13 protein-coding genes are annotated in these 15,642 nt (G+C 61.4%); all 13 read right to left on the bottom strand.

Features of this window, described 5'->3' with window-relative positions; genetic code table 11:
- The gene (gene ispD / locus AC07R1_RS14920) at positions 1-708 is read right to left on the bottom strand and encodes a 2-C-methyl-D-erythritol 4-phosphate cytidylyltransferase (RefSeq protein WP_404673838.1); all 708 of its coding nucleotides are present in this window, start codon (positions 706-708) and stop codon (positions 1-3) included.
- Entirely contained in the window at positions 705-983 is a 279-nt protein-coding gene (ftsB, locus tag AC07R1_RS14915) for a cell division protein FtsB (RefSeq protein WP_011059544.1), read from the bottom strand. Before ftsB ends, ispD begins: the two co-directional genes overlap by 4 nt.
- 172 nt (positions 984-1,155) lie before the next feature.
- Positions 1,156-2,445: a phosphopyruvate hydratase gene (eno, locus tag AC07R1_RS14910; RefSeq protein ID WP_011059543.1), complete on the bottom strand. Its 1,290-nt coding sequence runs from the start codon at positions 2,443-2,445 to the stop codon at positions 1,156-1,158.
- 155 nt (positions 2,446-2,600) lie between these two features.
- On the bottom strand, positions 2,601-3,446 hold the full coding sequence (kdsA, locus tag AC07R1_RS14905) for a 3-deoxy-8-phosphooctulonate synthase (protein ID WP_011059542.1): 846 nt from the start codon (positions 3,444-3,446) through the stop codon (positions 2,601-2,603).
- A gap of 5 nt (positions 3,447-3,451) precedes the next feature.
- Complete coding sequence (gene pyrG, locus AC07R1_RS14900; RefSeq protein WP_011059541.1) at positions 3,452-5,083, bottom strand: CTP synthase; 1,632 nt, start codon at positions 5,081-5,083, stop codon at positions 3,452-3,454.
- Between the two features lie 274 nt (positions 5,084-5,357).
- Positions 5,358-6,674 carry a tRNA lysidine(34) synthetase TilS gene (tilS, locus tag AC07R1_RS14895; protein ID WP_495110652.1) on the bottom strand — a complete coding sequence of 439 codons (1,317 nt, stop codon included), beginning with the start codon at positions 6,672-6,674 and terminating at the stop codon, positions 5,358-5,360.
- A gap of 133 nt (positions 6,675-6,807) precedes the next feature.
- A complete protein-coding gene (locus tag AC07R1_RS14890) occupies positions 6,808-7,755 on the bottom strand; it encodes an acetyl-CoA carboxylase carboxyltransferase subunit alpha (protein WP_011059539.1) in 948 nt (315 codons plus the stop codon).
- A gap of 139 nt (positions 7,756-7,894) precedes the next feature.
- A complete protein-coding gene (gene dnaE, locus AC07R1_RS14885; RefSeq protein WP_053149264.1) occupies positions 7,895-11,416 on the bottom strand; it encodes a DNA polymerase III subunit alpha in 3,522 nt (1,173 codons plus the stop codon).
- Positions 11,417-11,485: 69 nt separating this feature from the next.
- Positions 11,486-12,118, bottom strand: coding sequence for a ribonuclease HII (gene rnhB / locus AC07R1_RS14880; RefSeq protein ID WP_015634336.1), 633 nt, complete (start codon positions 12,116-12,118; stop codon positions 11,486-11,488).
- 17 nt (positions 12,119-12,135) lie between these two features.
- On the bottom strand, positions 12,136-13,260 hold the full coding sequence (gene lpxB, locus AC07R1_RS14875; RefSeq protein WP_065364546.1) for a lipid-A-disaccharide synthase: 1,125 nt from the start codon (positions 13,258-13,260) through the stop codon (positions 12,136-12,138).
- 2 nt (positions 13,261-13,262) lie between these two features.
- Complete coding sequence (gene lpxA / locus AC07R1_RS14870; protein WP_011059535.1) at positions 13,263-14,039, bottom strand: acyl-ACP--UDP-N-acetylglucosamine O-acyltransferase; 777 nt, start codon at positions 14,037-14,039, stop codon at positions 13,263-13,265.
- The gene (gene fabZ, locus AC07R1_RS14865) at positions 14,036-14,476 is read right to left on the bottom strand and encodes a 3-hydroxyacyl-ACP dehydratase FabZ (RefSeq protein ID WP_007924058.1); all 441 of its coding nucleotides are present in this window, start codon (positions 14,474-14,476) and stop codon (positions 14,036-14,038) included. Before fabZ ends, lpxA begins: the two co-directional genes overlap by 4 nt.
- Positions 14,477-14,585: 109 nt before the next feature.
- Entirely contained in the window at positions 14,586-15,641 is a 1,056-nt protein-coding gene (lpxD, locus tag AC07R1_RS14860) for a UDP-3-O-(3-hydroxymyristoyl)glucosamine N-acyltransferase (RefSeq protein ID WP_495110651.1), read from the bottom strand.
- Position 15,642: the final 1 nt, after the last annotated feature.

The raw sequence follows: 15,642 nt of genomic DNA, 5'->3' as shown, positions 1-15,642 counted from the left end.
TCAGCGGCGGTTGGACCAGCGCTGGCGCAACCATTCCAGGTCTTCGGGACGGGTGACCTTGAGGTTATCCGAGCGGCCTTCGATCAGGCGCGGCGCCTGGCCGGCCCATTCCATCGCCGAAGCTTCATCGGTAATCGCCACATCGGCCACCAGGCTGTCGGCCAGGGCACGATGCAGGGCACCGAGGCGGAACATCTGCGGTGTGTAGGCTTGCCAGATCAAACTGCGGTCAACGGTTTCCAGCACTCGACCGTGCTTGTCCACACGTTTCAGGGTGTCCCGGGCCGGAACTGCGAGTAGCCCTCCCACAGGGTCATCCACCAACTCACCCAACAGTTTGTCCAGGTCATCCCGGGAAAGATTGGGCCGGGCGGCATCGTGAACCAGCACCCAGTCGTCATCGGCAGCGCCCTGGGCATGCAGATGGAGCAAGGCATTGAGCACCGAGCCGGAACGCTCAGCACCACCTTCGACCCGCTGGATCCGCGAATCATGGGCGCAAGCCAGGGCCGGCCAGTAAGGATCATCAACCGCCAGGCTGACCACCAGCCCCTTGAGGGCGGGGTGGTCGAGAAAGCAGCCCAGGCTGTGTTCAAGAATTGTGCGTCCACCCAGTTGCAGGTACTGCTTGGGGCGGTCCGCGGCCATGCGGGCACCAACGCCCGCGGCAGGAATCACGGCCCAGAAGGCCGGCAATACGTCGCTCATTGGGCCAACTGGTAGAGGGTTTCACCCTCCTTGACCATACCCAACTCATGGCGAGCCCGTTCTTCCACGGTCTCCATGCCTTTTTTCAGCTCCATGACTTCCGCATCGAGTACGCGATTTCGTTCCAGCAAACGCTCGTTTTCAGCGTGCTGGTCGGCAATCTGCTGAGTCAGGTCAGCAACCTGGGCCAAGCTGCCGTTCCCCACCCACAGGCGGTACTGCAAGCCAGCCAGCAGCAAGAGCAAGACCAGGAACAACCAATTGGGACTGCGCATCGAATATCGGGTATCCAGTGAAAAAAGACAGCCATGCCAACAACTTCGGACCTACTGATAGCACGAAGCCTGGAAGACCCAGGCTTGTGCTCTTAAGGCATCAGATTAGTGGCAAAAAACTCGCTGTAGCGATTTTCCCGACACAATCCGGTGTCTTTTTACCATCTACTGCTTAGCCGCGAAACTCACCGCGACCGTTGTACTTGGCCTTGCCGTTCAATTGCTCTTCGATACGCAGCAATTGGTTGTACTTGGAAACGCGGTCGGAACGGCACAGGGAGCCGGTCTTGATCTGGCCAGCCGAGGTACCCACGGCCAGGTCGGCGATGGTCGAATCTTCGGTTTCACCGGAACGGTGGGAGATCACCGCAGTGTAGCCGGCAGCCTTGGCCATCTGGATGGCTTCCAGGGTTTCGGTCAGGGTGCCGATCTGGTTGAACTTGATCAGGATCGAGTTGGCGATCTTCTTGTCGATGCCTTCTTTCAGGATCTTGGTGTTGGTCACGAACAGGTCGTCGCCGACCAGTTGAACCTTCTCGCCGATCTTGTCGGTAAGGATTTTCCAGCCGGCCCAGTCGGACTCGTCCAGGCCGTCTTCGATGGAGATGATCGGGTAGCGCTGGGTCAGGCCTTTGAGGTACTCGGCGAAACCTTCGGCGGTGAACACCTGGCCTTCGCCGGACAGGTTGTACTTGCCATCTTCATAGAATTCGCTTGCAGCGCAGTCCAGGGCCAGGGTCACGTCGGTGCCCAGGGTGTAACCGGCGTTGGCCACGGCTTCGGAGATCACTTTCAGAGCGTCTTCGTTGGAAGCCAGGTTCGGTGCAAAACCGCCTTCGTCACCCACTGCGGTGTTCAGGCCACGGGCCTTCAGCACGGCTTTGAGGTGATGGAAGATTTCGGTGCCCATGCGCAGGCCTTCCGAGAAGGACTTGGCGCCAACCGGCTGCACCATGAACTCCTGGATGTCGACGTTGTTATCGGCGTGCTCGCCACCGTTGATGATGTTCATCATCGGTACCGGCATCGAGTAGACGCCCGGAGTGCCATTGAGGTTGGCGATGTGGGCGTACAGCGGCAGGTCCTGGTCCTGAGCGGCGGCCTTGGCAGCAGCCAGGGACACGGCGAGGATCGCGTTGGCGCCCAGGGTGGCCTTGTTCTCGGTACCGTCGAGCTTGATCATGGCCTGATCCAGGGCCTTCTGATCGATCGGGTCTTTACCCAGCAGCAGGTCGCGGATCGGGCCGTTGATGTTGGCTACCGCCTTGAGCACGCCCTTGCCCAGGTAACGGCTCTTGTCGCCATCACGCAGCTCCAGCGCTTCGCGCGAGCCGGTGGAAGCACCGGACGGCGCGCATGCACTGCCGATGATGCCGTTGTCGAGAAGCACGTCCGCTTCGACAGTGGGGTTGCCACGGGAGTCGAGAACTTCACGACCTTTGATGTCGACGATTTTTGCCATTGTTGTAAACACTCCAAAGTTGACGAAAACGACGCAGCTGTAGGAAATCTTTTACCGTCGGCAAGGCGGGGAAAGCGGGCAGTCTTGCAGACGATAAGGCTCAGGCCCGGGGGCCTGAGCAATAATCGTGCGGTACTTTACCGGAGAAATCGGTTTTACGCGGTTTCTACCGTCGGAAAACTCTTGACCAGCTCGTCCAGGGCCTTGAGCTGGGCCAGGAACGGCTCGAGCTTGTCCAGGCGCAGGGCGCAAGGACCGTCGCACTTGGCGTTGTCCGGATCCGGATGGGCTTCGAGGAACAGCCCGGCAAGAGACTGGCTCATGCCGGCCTTGGCCAGGTCGGTGACCTGGGCCCGGCGACCGCCAGCGGAGTCGGCGCGACCACCCGGCATCTGCAGGGCGTGGGTCACATCGAAGAACACCGGGTATTCGAACTGCTTCATGATGCCGAAGCCGAGCATGTCCACGACCAGGTTGTTGTAGCCGAAGCTGGAACCGCGCTCGCAGAGGATCAACTGATCGTTGCCCGCCTCTTCGCACTTGCTCAGGATGTGTTTCATTTCCTGGGGTGCGAGGAACTGGGCTTTCTTGATGTTGATCACCGCGCCGGTCTTGGCCATGGCCACCACCAGGTCGGTCTGCCGCGAAAGGAAGGCCGGCAGCTGGATGATGTCGCAGACTTCGGCGACCACGGCAGCCTGGGCCGGCTCGTGGACGTCGGTGATGATCGGCACGCCAAAGGCCTGCTTCACGTCTTCGAAAATCCGCATGCCTTCTTCCAGGCCCGGGCCACGGTAGGAGGTCACAGACGAACGGTTGGCCTTGTCGAAACTGGCCTTGAACACGTAGGGGATACCGAGCTTCTCGGTGACCCGCACGTATTCTTCACAAACCTGCATCGCCATGTCGCGGCTTTCCAGCACGTTCATGCCGCCGAACAGCACCATCGGCTTGTCGTTGGCGATCTCGATGTTGCCTACGCGGATGATCTTCTGCGCCATCAGGGTCACGCCTTCTTCTGGTGTTGAGCCAATGCTGCTTTGACGAAACCGCTGAACAGTGGGTGGCCGTCACGGGGAGTCGAGGTGAACTCGGGATGGAACTGGCAAGCGACGAACCATGGATGATCCTGGGCCTCGACCACTTCAACCAGCGCGCCGTCACCCGAGCGACCGGAGATCTTCAGGCCAGCTTCGATCAGTTGCGGCAGCAGCTTGTTGTTCACTTCGTAGCGGTGACGGTGACGCTCGATGATCACGTCCTTGGCGTAGCAGTCGTGGACCTTGGAGCCCGCTTCCAGCAAGCATTCCTGAGCACCCAGACGCATGGTGCCGCCCAGGTCGGAAGCTTCGGTACGCACTTCAACGGCACCGGTGGCGTCTTCCCACTCGGTGATCAGGCCGACGACCGGATGGCCGCTGGTGCGATCGAACTCGGTGGAGTTGGCGTCTTTCCAGCCCATGACATTACGGGCGAACTCGATGACCGCCACTTGCATGCCCAGGCAGATACCCAGGTACGGCACCTTGTTCTCGCGAGCGTATTGCACCGCGGTGATCTTGCCTTCCACGCCGCGCAGGCCGAAACCGCCTGGAACCAGGATCGCGTCGACGCCTTCCAGCAGCGCGGTGCCCTGGTTCTCGATGTCTTCGGAATCGATGTAGCGCAGGTTGACCTTGGTACGGTTGGTAATGCCGGCATGACTCATCGCTTCGATCAGCGACTTGTAGGCGTCCAGCAGTTCCATGTACTTGCCGACCATGGCGATGGTGACTTCGTGCTCTGGGTTGAGCTTGGCGTCCACCACTTTTTCCCACTCGGACAGGTCAGCACCGTTGCACTGCAGGCCGAAACGCTCGACGACGAAATCGTCCAGGCCCTGGGCGTGCAGCACGGCCGGGATCTTGTAGATGGTGTCGACGTCTTCCAGGGAGATCACCGCACGCTCTTCAACGTTGGTGAACAGCGCGATCTTGCGGCGCGACGACACATCCACCGGATGGTCGGAGCGGCAGATCAGCACGTCCGGTTGCAAGCCGATCGAACGCAGCTCTTTTACCGAGTGCTGGGTCGGCTTGGTCTTGGTCTCGCCAGCGGTGGCGATGTACGGAACCAGCGTCAGGTGCATCAGCATCGCGCGCTTGGAACCGACTTCCACACGCAGTTGACGGATGGCTTCGAGGAACGGTTGCGACTCGATGTCACCCACGGTACCGCCGATTTCCACCAGGGCCACGTCGGCATCGCCGGCGCCCTTGATGATGCGACGCTTGATCTCGTCGGTGATGTGCGGAATCACCTGGATGGTGGCACCCAGATAATCACCACGGCGCTCCTTGCGCAGCACGTGCTCGTACACGCGGCCGGTGGTGAAGTTGTTGTTCTGGGTCATGGTCGTGCGGATGAACCGCTCGTAGTGGCCCAGGTCCAGGTCGGTCTCGGCGCCGTCGTGGGTGACGAACACTTCACCGTGCTGGAACGGGCTCATGGTGCCCGGGTCGACGTTGATGTACGGGTCCAGCTTGAGCATGGTGACCTTAAGCCCCCGCGCCTCCAGGATGGCCGCCAATGAAGCCGAGGCAATGCCTTTCCCCAATGAAGAAACAACACCGCCCGTGACGAATATGTAGCGCGTCATGAAAAACCCTAGAAGTCTGCGTTAAAGCGGTCAGTGCCGCCGGGGAAAGCGAAGGAAGGCCGAAGCCCCCGATCACCTGCATTAATCACAGTGCACCTTTCAAAAAAACCGCCGCGTGGTGACAGACCGGATGCAAAAACACCGGTAGGTTGCTCGCTACACATTTTTTGGAATCGCCCAGCAAAGACTGCTTGGTAATCGGCAACTCCTGCAATTCAGGCGAATCCACAGAAGTTGTATCAAGAAGGGAGCGTAGTCTACCGGAAAGCCCCTTTCAGCTCAAACCTTGATCGCTGGTTGGTGGCAGCCATTGCAATGGCCAGCCACCCTGGGGGTTTGTCGCAAGTGCCGGCAGGTTCGCCACCGCGAGCAAGCGGTCGTCCTGATACAGCAGCGGCAATCTGCCACGGACGAAACCCGGCAGCCCGCTTTCATTGAGCAAACGCTTCAAGTCCCGATGGCCGCGGCCGGCCAGGTGCATGATCTCGCCCCCCTGGCGATAGCGGATATGCAGCGACCCGGTCGGCACTGGCCCAGGGAACGACACCTGACCGTTGCCTGGCAGATGCAAGGGCTTTTGCGGATCGAGCCACTGCAACCGTCCGTCGACCGGTTGCAGCCAGCTGCCGGACAGCCACCAGACTCGCCCTGCCGCACGATGCAACTCGCCATCGGCCAAACGCCACACCGGTCGCCCTTCGGCACCCGCGTCTCGCAGGCTGTCCCAGCCGCGCCAGTGATCGGTATCCGGCAGACGGCCAAACCGGCTCAACCAATGGCTCAAGGCATTGCGTTGGCGCGCGCCCGACAAAGACTGCAAAGGTGCCAGGGCCAGTGAGGGCAGATCCAGCCAGGGCCAGACGCTAGCACCGCGGGCTGCATCCAGGTCCATGAGCGCCAGCTCAGCGAGCAGGCCCTGGGCTTCATTCAAGTGCGCGGCACTGCGGCTCATGCTGAGTGCCGCCTGGGGCCAGCGCGCGGTAATCGCCGGCATGACCTGGTGGCGCAGGTAATTGCGCGAATACTGATGATCGGCGTTGGATGGGTCTTCGACCCAGCTCAACTGATGCTCCGCGGCGTAGCACTGCAGTTCGGCACGTGACACATCAAGCAAGGGTCGCAGCAGGTGCCCGTCGCCCAACGGCCGCGCTGACGGCATTGCCGACAAGCCCCTGACTCCGGCACCGCGCAGCAGGCGGAACAGCAGCGTTTCCGCCTGGTCGTCACGATGCTGCGCCGTCAGCAGCACTTCAGTGCTCGCCGTAAGCCGCGCGAAAGCGCCATAGCGTGCCTCGCGGGCGGCGCGCTCCAGGCTGGCACCGGCTGGCACCTGGACGCGAAGCACCTGCAGCGGCACCCCCAGCGCATCACAGAAGGCCTGACAATGCTCCGGCCAGGCGTCGGCCGCAGCCTGAAGCCCATGATGGATATGCACAGCCGAAAGTGGAGGAAGGCGATGGTGCTGCGCCAGATCGGCGAGCAGATGCAACAGGACGGTGGAATCCAGGCCACCGGAGAAAGCCACGCGCCAACTCCTGGAGTCGCGCCAGGGCGCGAGGCTGTGCAGTAGTTTGGCGGAGAGAGCGTTCATGACGTGTTCAAGACCTGTAGGAGCGGCCGGGTGGCGTACTGCTTGCCCGCATAAGCAACAACGCCGCCATCGAATCGATGGCGGCGCCTGGGTCGCGAACGAGCGTGCCCCTACAAGGGGAGGCAGTGCTCGATCAGAGACCGTAGCTCATCAGGCGGTCATAGCGACGGGCCAGCAAGGTGTCGTTGTCCATTTCCTTGAGCATGGCCAGCTGCGTGCTGAGCTCGGCACGGATCGAGGCCGCCGCGGCAGCCGGATCCCGATGGGCACCGCCCAATGGCTCGCCGATGACCTTGTCGACAATACCCAGGCCTTTGAGGCGCTCGGCGGTAATGCCCATGGCTTCGGCGGCATCGGCAGCCTTTTCCGAGGTTTTCCACAGGATCGAGGCGCAGCCTTCCGGCGAGATCACCGCGTAGGTGGAGTACTGCAGCATGTTCAACTGGTCACAGACACCGATGGCCAAGGCACCGCCAGAACCACCTTCACCAATCACGGTGGCGATGATCGGGGTCTTCAGGCGCGCCATGACCCGCAGGTTCCAGGCAATGGCCTCGCTCTGGTTGCGCTCTTCAGCATCGATGCCCGGATAGGCGCCGGGTGTGTCGATGAAGGTCAGGATCGGCATCTTGAAGCGCTCGGCCATCTCCATCAGGCGGCAGGCCTTGCGGTAGCCTTCCGGACGCGGCATGCCGAAGTTGCGGCGGACCTTCTCGCGTACTTCACGGCCTTTCTGGTGCCCGATGATCATTACCGGCTGCTCGTCCAGGCGAGCAACGCCGCCTACGATGGCGGCGTCGTCAGAGAAGTGGCGATCGCCATGCAGCTCGTCGAACTCGGTGAAGATGTGCTGGATGTAGTCCAGGGTGTACGGGCGACGCGGGTGCCGCGCCAGACGTGCGATCTGCCAGCTGGTGAGCTTGCCGAAGATGTCCTCGGTCAGGGTGTTGCTCTTGTCCTGCAGGCGGGAAATCTCATCGCCGATATTCAGCGAATTGTCATTACCGACCAAGCGCAACTCTTCGATCTTGGCTTGCAGGTCGGCGATCGGCTGTTCGAAATCAAGAAAATTCGGGTTCATAGGCGTCCGTCTGGGCTCGACGTCCAAGGGAGCTTGGGCCGGCCGGTTGTCTATTCGCGCCCTACCTTAAGGGACGGACGCGTTGAGGTCGAGATTAAAAATTCAAGTGACGATGAGGCGCAATGATGGCACCTCACCGTCAACGGTATTGGAGGAAGACGTTGTCTCGCCCGAACTGGTCACGCAGGGCTTGAATCAAGCTGTCCGCCGGATCGATCCGCCAGTTCTCGCCAAACTGCAGCAGGGCCTTGGCGTCATCCCGGGTGTACTCCATGGTGATCGGGCATGCGCCGCGGTGGCGCTTGAACAGATCACCCAGCCAGCGTAGCTGATCGCCCTTCAGGGCATCGCTGTGGATCTTCAGGCGCAGGCTTTCCGCCAGGTTGGTCCGCGCATCCTCCATGCTCATCACCCGCTTGACCCGCAGGCGCAGGCCGCCGGAGAAGTCGTCGTTGCTGACCTCGCCCTCCACCACCACCATGGCGTCGGTCTGCAGCAGCGACTGCGCCGAATGGAACGCATCGGCAAACAGCGAAGCTTCGATCCGCCCCGAGCGGTCGTCGAGGGTGATGAAGCCCATCTTGTCGCCCTTTTTGTTCTTCATCACCCGCAGGGCGATGATCATGCCGGCCACGGTCTGGGTATCCCGGGCCGGCTTCAGGTCGATGATGCGCTGGCGGGCGAAACGACGGATCTCGCCTTCGTATTCGTCGATCGGGTGCCCGGTCAGGTACAGCCCCAGGGTGTCTTTCTCGCCTTTCAGGCGTTCCTTGAGGGTCAGTTCCTTGGCCTTGCGATGGTTGGCGTAGACATCCGCATCCTCATCGACGAAGACCCCGCCGAACAGGTCGGCGTGGCCACTGTCGTGGGTACGGGCGGTCTGCTCCGCAGCCTTGATCGCTTCTTCCATGGCCGCCAGCAGCACGGCGCGGTTCTGGTCGATATTGGCCTGGTAGGCCTTGGGCTCATCGAAGAAGTGCGGCCCCAGGCGGTCCAGGGCGCCGCTTCGAATCAAGCCGTCCAGGGTCCGCTTGTTGATGCGCTTGAGGTCGACCCTGGCGCAGAAATCGAACAGATCCTTGAAAGGGCCTTCCTCGCGGGCTTCGGTGATGGCTTCCACCGGCCCCTCGCCGACGCCCTTGATCGCCCCCAGGCCGTAGACGATGCGACCTTCGTCGTTCACCGTGAACTTGAACTCGGAGGTGTTCACGTCCGGCGCGTCGAGGCGCAACTTCATGATCCGCACTTCCTCGATCAAGGTCACGACCTTGTCGGTGTTGTGCATATCCGCGGAGAGTACCGCCGCCATGAACGGCGCCGGGTAGTGCGCCTTGAGCCAGGCGGTCTGGTACGACACCAGGCCGTAGGCGGCGGAGTGGGATTTGTTGAAGCCGTAGCCGGCGAACTTTTCCACCAGGTCGAAGATGTTGCCCGCCAGGTCCGCATCGATGTTGTTGCTGGCGCAACCCTCAATGAAGCCGCCACGCTGCTTGGCCATCTCCTCGGGCTTTTTCTTACCCATGGCCCGGCGCAGCATGTCCGCACCGCCCAGGGTGTAGCCGGCCATGACCTGGGCGATCTGCATCACCTGTTCCTGGTACAGGATGATGCCGTAGGTCGGCGCCAGTACCGGCTGCAGGCCGTCGTACTGATAGTCCGGGTGCGGGTAGGCCAGCTCGGCGCGGCCGTGCTTGCGGTTGATGAAGTCATCCACCATGCCCGATTGCAGCGGCCCCGGACGGAACAGGGCCACCAGTGCGATCAGGTCTTCCAGGCAGTCGGGCTTGAGCTTCTTGATCAGCTCCTTCATGCCCCGGGATTCAAGCTGGAATACCGCGGTGGTTTCTGCTTTCTGCAACAGGCTGTAGGTCGGCTTGTCGTCCAGCGGGATAAAGGCGATATCCAGCGGTTCCTCGCCGACCTTGGCGCGGTCGCGGTTAATGGTTTTCAGCGCCCAGTCGATGATGGTCAGGGTCCGCAGACCGAGGAAGTCGAACTTCACCAGGCCAGCAGCCTCGACGTCATCCTTGTCGAACTGGGTCACCAGGCCGCCGCCTTCTTCGTCGCAGTAGATCGGCGAGAAGTCGGTAAGCTTGGTGGGCGCGATCACCACGCCCCCGGCGTGTTTACCGACGTTACGCACCACGCCCTCGAGCTTGCGCGCCATCTCCCAGATTTCCGCCGCCTCTTCATCGACCTTGATGAAGTCCCGCAGGATCTCCTCTTGCTCGTAGGCTTTTTCCAGGGTCATGCCGACTTCGAAGGGGATCATCTTCGACAGACGGTCGGCCAGGCCGTAGGACTTGCCCTGCACCCGCGCCACGTCACGGACCACCGCCTTGGCCGCCATGGAACCGAAGGTGATGATCTGGCTCACCGCGTTGCGGCCGTATTTCTCGGCCACGTAGTCGATCACCCGGTCGCGACCGTCCATGCAGAAGTCGACGTCGAAGTCGGGCATGGAGACCCGTTCCGGATTAAGGAAACGTTCGAACAGCAGGTCGTATTCCAGCGGATCGAGGTCAGTGATCTTCTGCACATAGGCCACCAGGGAACCGGCACCCGACCCCCGGCCCGGACCTACCGGTACGCCGTTGCTCTTGGCCCACTGGATAAAGTCCATAACGATCAGGAAGTAACCGGGGAAGCCCATCTGGATGATGATATCCAGTTCGAAATTCAGCCGGTCGACGTAGACCTGACGCTTGGCCTCGTAGTCCTCGGTGGTGTCCTTGGGCAGCAGCACGCTGAGGCGCTCTTCCAGGCCGTCGAAGGAAACCTTGCGAAAATACTCATCGATGGTCATGCCATCGGGAATCGGGTAGTCAGGCAAGAAGTGCTTGCCCAGCTTGACCTCGATGTTGCAGCGTTTGGCGATCTCGACAGTGTTTTCCAGCGCCTCGGGCAGGTCACTGAACAGCTCGGCCATTTCTTCGGCGCTTTTCAGGTACTGCTGGTCGCTGTAGTTCTTTGAGCGACGCGGATCGTCCAGGGCCCGGCCTTCACCGATGCAAACCCGGGTTTCGTGGGCTTCGAAGTCTTCCTGCTTGATGAAACGCACGTCGTTGGTAGCCACCAGCGGCGCGCCGATCTTGTCGGCCAGGGCCACCGCAGCGTGCAATTGCTCTTCGTCGTTGGGGCGGTTGGTACGCTGCACTTCCAGGTAGAAGCGCTCGGGGAATACGGCCATCCACTCCCGGGCCAGGGTCTCGGCAACCTCGAGATCGCCGGCAATCAGGGCCATGCCGATCTCGCCCTCCTTGGCCGCCGAGAGCATGATCAGGCCTTCCGCGGCCTCCGCCACCCACTCACGCTCGATGATGATCTGGCCGTTGCGCTGGCCATCGATGAAGCCGCGGGAAATCAGCTCGGTCAGGTTGCGATAACCCACGGCGTTCATCACCAGCAGGCTGATGCGGCTCAGGGGGTTATCCGGGTCCTTGTTCGACAGCCACAGGTCGGCGCCGCAGATCGGCTTGATCCCCGCCCCCATGCTGGTTTTATAGAACTTGACCAGGGAACACATGTTGTTCTGGTCGGTGACCGCCACCGCCGGCATGCCCATGCCGGCCAGCGCCTTGACCAGCGGCTTGATCCGCACCAGACCGTCGACCAGGGAATATTCAGTGTGCAGGCGCAGGTGAACGAATGAAGCCGGCATAGTGATCCTGTATTAAGCGCGAAAACAACAAGGCCCGGATTGTACCGGGCCTCGACTAAAACATCAGCCTCAGGACTGAATCTCGCCCAGCGCCTCGCGGGCTTCGTAGGCTTGCCGCACCGGAGCGAAAGAGCGCCGGTGAATCGGTGTCGGCCCCAGGCGGGCCAGGGCCTCCAGATGCACCGGGGTCGGGTAGCCCTTGTGGCCACCGATGCCATATCCCGGATAGATCAGCTCGAAAGCGGCCATTTCTCGGTCACGGCTGACCTTGGCCAGGATCGATGCCGCGGCAATCGCCGGAACCTTGCTATCGCCCTTGACCACCGCTTCAGCCGGCATCGCCAGCTTCGGGCAACGGTTGCCATCGATCATCGCCAGCTTCGGGGTCACACTCAGCCCCTCCACCGCGCGCTGCATGGCCAACATGGTGGCATGGAGGATATTCAGCTCGTCGATTTCCTCGACCTCAGCCCGGGCGATGCACCAGCTCAGGGCTTTCTCGCAGATTTCGTCGAACAGCTTCTCGCGCCGGGCTTCGGTGAGCTTCTTCGAGTCGTTGAGGCCGAGAATCGGCCGCGTCGGGTCGAGAATCACTGCCGCGGTGACCACTGCACCACACAAAGGGCCACGGCCGACCTCATCGACCCCGGCCACCAGGTCCTCGGCGTCCGCCACCAGGGTGAAATCCAGGCCCATTTGCATTTTCGGATTACTCACAGTCATTTACCGATCAGACCAAGCACGGCTTGCGCGGCCTGGTTGGATGCGTCGCGACGCAAGGTTCGGTGGATCTCGTCAAAGCCGCGAGTCTGCTCCTCACCACCTTCGATCAGCGGCGACAAAGTCTGGGCCAGAGCATCGGCCGTGGCATCGTCCTGCAGCAGCTCAGGCACCAGGAGGCGCTGGGCCAGCAGGTTCGGCAGGGAAATGTACGGGCTCTTGACCATGCGCTTGAGAATCCAGAAGGTCAGCGGCGCCAGGCGATAAGCCACGACCATCGGGCGCTTGTAGAGCAAGGCTTCCAGGGTCGCGGTACCGGAGGCGATCAACACCGCATCGCAAGCAGCCAGCGCCTTGTGGGACTGGCCATCGAGCAACGTCAGTGGCAGATCACGATTGGCCAGCAACTGCTCCAGCTGGACCCGCCGCTCCGGGCTGGCGCAAGGCATGATGAAACGCACGCCGGGGCGCATGGCCCGCAGGCGCTGAGCGGCATCGAGGAACAAGGCGCCCAGGCGCCCTACTTCGCCACCGCGACTACCGGGCATCAAGGCCACCAACGGCCCTTCTGGCAACCCCAGCTCCGCGCGTGCAGCGGCTCGGTCGGCCTCCAGCGGAATGGCATCGGCCAGAGAGTGACCGACGAACTTCACCGGTACCCCCTTCTCTTCATAGAAGCGGGCTTCGAAGGGGAACAGGGTCAGCATCAGGTCGCAGCCTTCGCGGATCTTCAGCACCCGCTTCTGCCGCCAGGCCCAGACCGAAGGACTGACGTAGTGCACGGTCTTGATCCCGGCCTGACGCAGCTTGAGTTCGATATTCAGGGTGAAATCCGGGGCATCGATACCGATAAACACATCCGGCTTTTCAGCAATCAGGGTCTGGATCAGCTTCTTGCGTCGAGCCAGAAGCTCACGCAGGCGCCCAAGCACCTCTACCAGCCCCATGACCGCCAGGCGCTCCATGGGGAAGTAGGAAACAAGGCCTTCGGCCTCCATCAGCGGACCACCGACCCCTATGAATTCGACGGCCGGGTGCTGAACCTTGAGAGCTCGCATCAAACCGGCGCCGAGAATGTCGCCGGAGGCTTCGCCAGCCACCAGCGCAATACGCAGAGTGCTCATGATTAACGGGTGATGCCGCGAGTCGAGGACTGGATCGAGTCACGAAAGACCGCGACTTCAGGAAACTGTGCAGCCGGCTCGGCCAGCTCGGCCAAGGCCTGATCAACCGTCAGCCCCTGGCGATAGACCGTCTTGTAGGCACGACGCAGCGCGTGGATCGCATCTTCGCTGAAGCCGCGACGGCGCATGCCTTCGAAGTTCATGCTGCGGGCTTCGGCGGGGTTGCCGAATACGGTGACGAATGCCGGCACGTCCTTGCCGATGGCGGTGCCCATGCCGGAAAAGCTGTGGGCGCCGATATGGCAATACTGATGCACCAGGGTGAAACCGGAGAGAATCGCCCAGTCATCCACATGCACATGGCCGGCCAAGGCGGTGTTGTTGACCAGGATGCAGTGGTTGCCGATAACACTGTCATGGCCGATGTGGGCATAGGCCATGACCAGGTTGTGATCACCCAGAGTGGTTTCGGAACGATCCTGGACGGTGCCACGGTGAATGGTCACGCCTTCGCGGATCACGTTGTGGTCACCGATCACCAGGCGGGTTTCCTCGCCCTTGTATTTCAGATCAGGCGTGTCCTCACCTACCGACGAAAACTGGTAGATGCGGTTGTGCTTACCGATCCGGGTAGGGCCCTTGAGAATCACATGGGGCCCGATCACTGTACCCTCGCCGATTTCCACACCAGCGCCGACGATCGACCACGGGCCAACCTCAACGTCGTCGGCCAGGACGGCCGTCGGATCGATGATTGCGCGAGGGTCAATCAAACTCATAGTTTGCGTTCCGCACAGATGATCTCGGCAGAGCACACCGGCTTGCCGTCGACCGAAGCCTGGCATTCGAACTTCCAGATCTGGCGCTTGCAGCTGATGAACTTGGCTTCAAGGATCAACTGGTCGCCCGGCAGCACCGGCTGGCGGAAGCGCAGCTTGTCGGAACCGACGAAGTAATAGAGGGTGCCGTCGGCGGGCTTCACGTCGAGCATCTTGAAACCGAGAATGCCCGCAGCCTGAGCCATGGCCTCGATGATCAGCACGCCCGGCATGATCGGGTGCGCAGGGAAGTGACCATTGAAGAACGGTTCATTGATGCTGACATTCTTGTAGGCACGAATGCACTTGCCTTCAACATCCAGGTCCACTACCCGATCCACCAACAGGAAAGGGTAACGGTGAGGCAAGTATTCGCGAATCTCGTTGATGTCCATCATTTCGGGGGGAAGCCTGTAGTAAAGAGTGGGAGCGCGCGACTAACGCACGCTCCTCTAGCAAATCAAGGAGGCAGTCTAGCGGCTGTGCACACTTGATATGGAAATGGTATCAGCCATCAGATGAAGCATTGCCGCCGGGGGTCACGTCCCCAACGCGCTTTTCCAACTGACGCAAGCGCCGTGCAAGGTCATCCAGCTGGCGGATGCGTGCCGCGCTTTTGCGCCACTCGGCAGCAGGCTGCATGGCCGTACCGGAAGAGTAGGCGCCCGGCTCGGTAATCGAGTGGGTCACCATGGTCATCCCGGTGAGGAATACGTTGTCGCAAATATCGATATGCCCAACCAGGCCCACGCCACCGGCGAGCATACAGTGCTTGCCGATCTTGGTACTGCCGGAGATCCCCACACAAGCAGCCATGGCGGTGTGATCACCGACCTGGACGTTGTGGGCGATCTGGATCTGGTTGTCCAGCTTCACGCCATTGCCAATGACGGTATCGGCCAGGGCACCGCGGTCGATCGCCGTGTTGACGCCGATTTCCACATCGTCACCGATGGTCACGCCGCCAATCTGGGCGATTTTCTGCCAGACGCCTTTTTCATTGGCAAAACCAAAGCCTTCCCCCCCCAGCACAGCACCTGACTGAATGACCACACGCTTGCCGATACGCACGTCGTGATACAGGGTCACCCGTGGTGCCAACCAGCCACCTTCGCCGATTTCGCAGCGGGCGCCGATAAAGCAGTGAGCGCCGATGGTCACACCTGCAGCAATCCGCGCACCGCTCTCGATCACGGCAAAGGGGCCAATGCTGGCCGCAGGATCTACCTGCGCATCAGCGGCAATCACCGCAGAAGGATGAACACCTGCCTGTGCCTTTGGCTTGGGATCGAACAAATGGGAAATGCGCGCATAGGCCAGGTAGGGATCGGCCACTACCAGTGCATCACCGGCATAGGCTTCGGCATCCGCGGCCTTCAACAGCACCGCGCCGGCATGACAATCCACCAGGTACTTGCGGTACTGGGGATTTGCCAAAAAGCTCAACTGAGCTGGGCCAGCCTCCTGCAAGGTGGCTAGCCCAGTGATTTCCTTCTCCCCGTCGCCACTCAAGGTGGCGCCGAGGAACTCGGCCAACTGGCCGAGCTTTATGGTCGCGGTCATG

It is taken from the genome of Pseudomonas sp. GW821-FHT07F01 (assembly GCF_059418825.1).
This window is presented reverse-complemented; position numbering and strand designations above follow the sequence as displayed.

What these genes read in the sequence shown, in the direction of transcription:
- ispD (WP_404673838.1), bottom strand. Translation starts at nt 708, where the DNA reads ATGAGCGACGTATTGCCGGCCTTCTGGGCCGTGATTCCTGCCGCGGGC.
- ftsB (WP_011059544.1), bottom strand. Translation starts at nt 983, where the DNA reads ATGCGCAGTCCCAATTGGTTGTTCCTGGTCTTGCTCTTGCTGCTGGCT.
- eno (WP_011059543.1), bottom strand. Translation starts at nt 2,445, where the DNA reads ATGGCAAAAATCGTCGACATCAAAGGTCGTGAAGTTCTCGACTCCCGT.
- kdsA (WP_011059542.1), bottom strand. Translation starts at nt 3,446, where the DNA reads ATGGCGCAGAAGATCATCCGCGTAGGCAACATCGAGATCGCCAACGAC.
- pyrG (WP_011059541.1), bottom strand. Translation starts at nt 5,083, where the DNA reads ATGACGCGCTACATATTCGTCACGGGCGGTGTTGTTTCTTCATTGGGG.
- tilS (WP_495110652.1), bottom strand. Translation starts at nt 6,674, where the DNA reads ATGAACGCTCTCTCCGCCAAACTACTGCACAGCCTCGCGCCCTGGCGC.
- AC07R1_RS14890 (WP_011059539.1), bottom strand. Translation starts at nt 7,755, where the DNA reads ATGAACCCGAATTTTCTTGATTTCGAACAGCCGATCGCCGACCTGCAA.
- dnaE (WP_053149264.1), bottom strand. Translation starts at nt 11,416, where the DNA reads ATGCCGGCTTCATTCGTTCACCTGCGCCTGCACACTGAATATTCCCTG.
- rnhB (WP_015634336.1), bottom strand. Translation starts at nt 12,118, where the DNA reads ATGCAAATGGGCCTGGATTTCACCCTGGTGGCGGACGCCGAGGACCTG.
- lpxB (WP_065364546.1), bottom strand. Translation starts at nt 13,260, where the DNA reads ATGAGCACTCTGCGTATTGCGCTGGTGGCTGGCGAAGCCTCCGGCGAC.
- lpxA (WP_011059535.1), bottom strand. Translation starts at nt 14,039, where the DNA reads ATGAGTTTGATTGACCCTCGCGCAATCATCGATCCGACGGCCGTCCTG.
- fabZ (WP_007924058.1), bottom strand. Translation starts at nt 14,476, where the DNA reads ATGATGGACATCAACGAGATTCGCGAATACTTGCCTCACCGTTACCCT.
- lpxD (WP_495110651.1), bottom strand. Translation starts at nt 15,641, where the DNA reads ATGACCGCGACCATAAAGCTCGGCCAGTTGGCCGAGTTCCTCGGCGCC.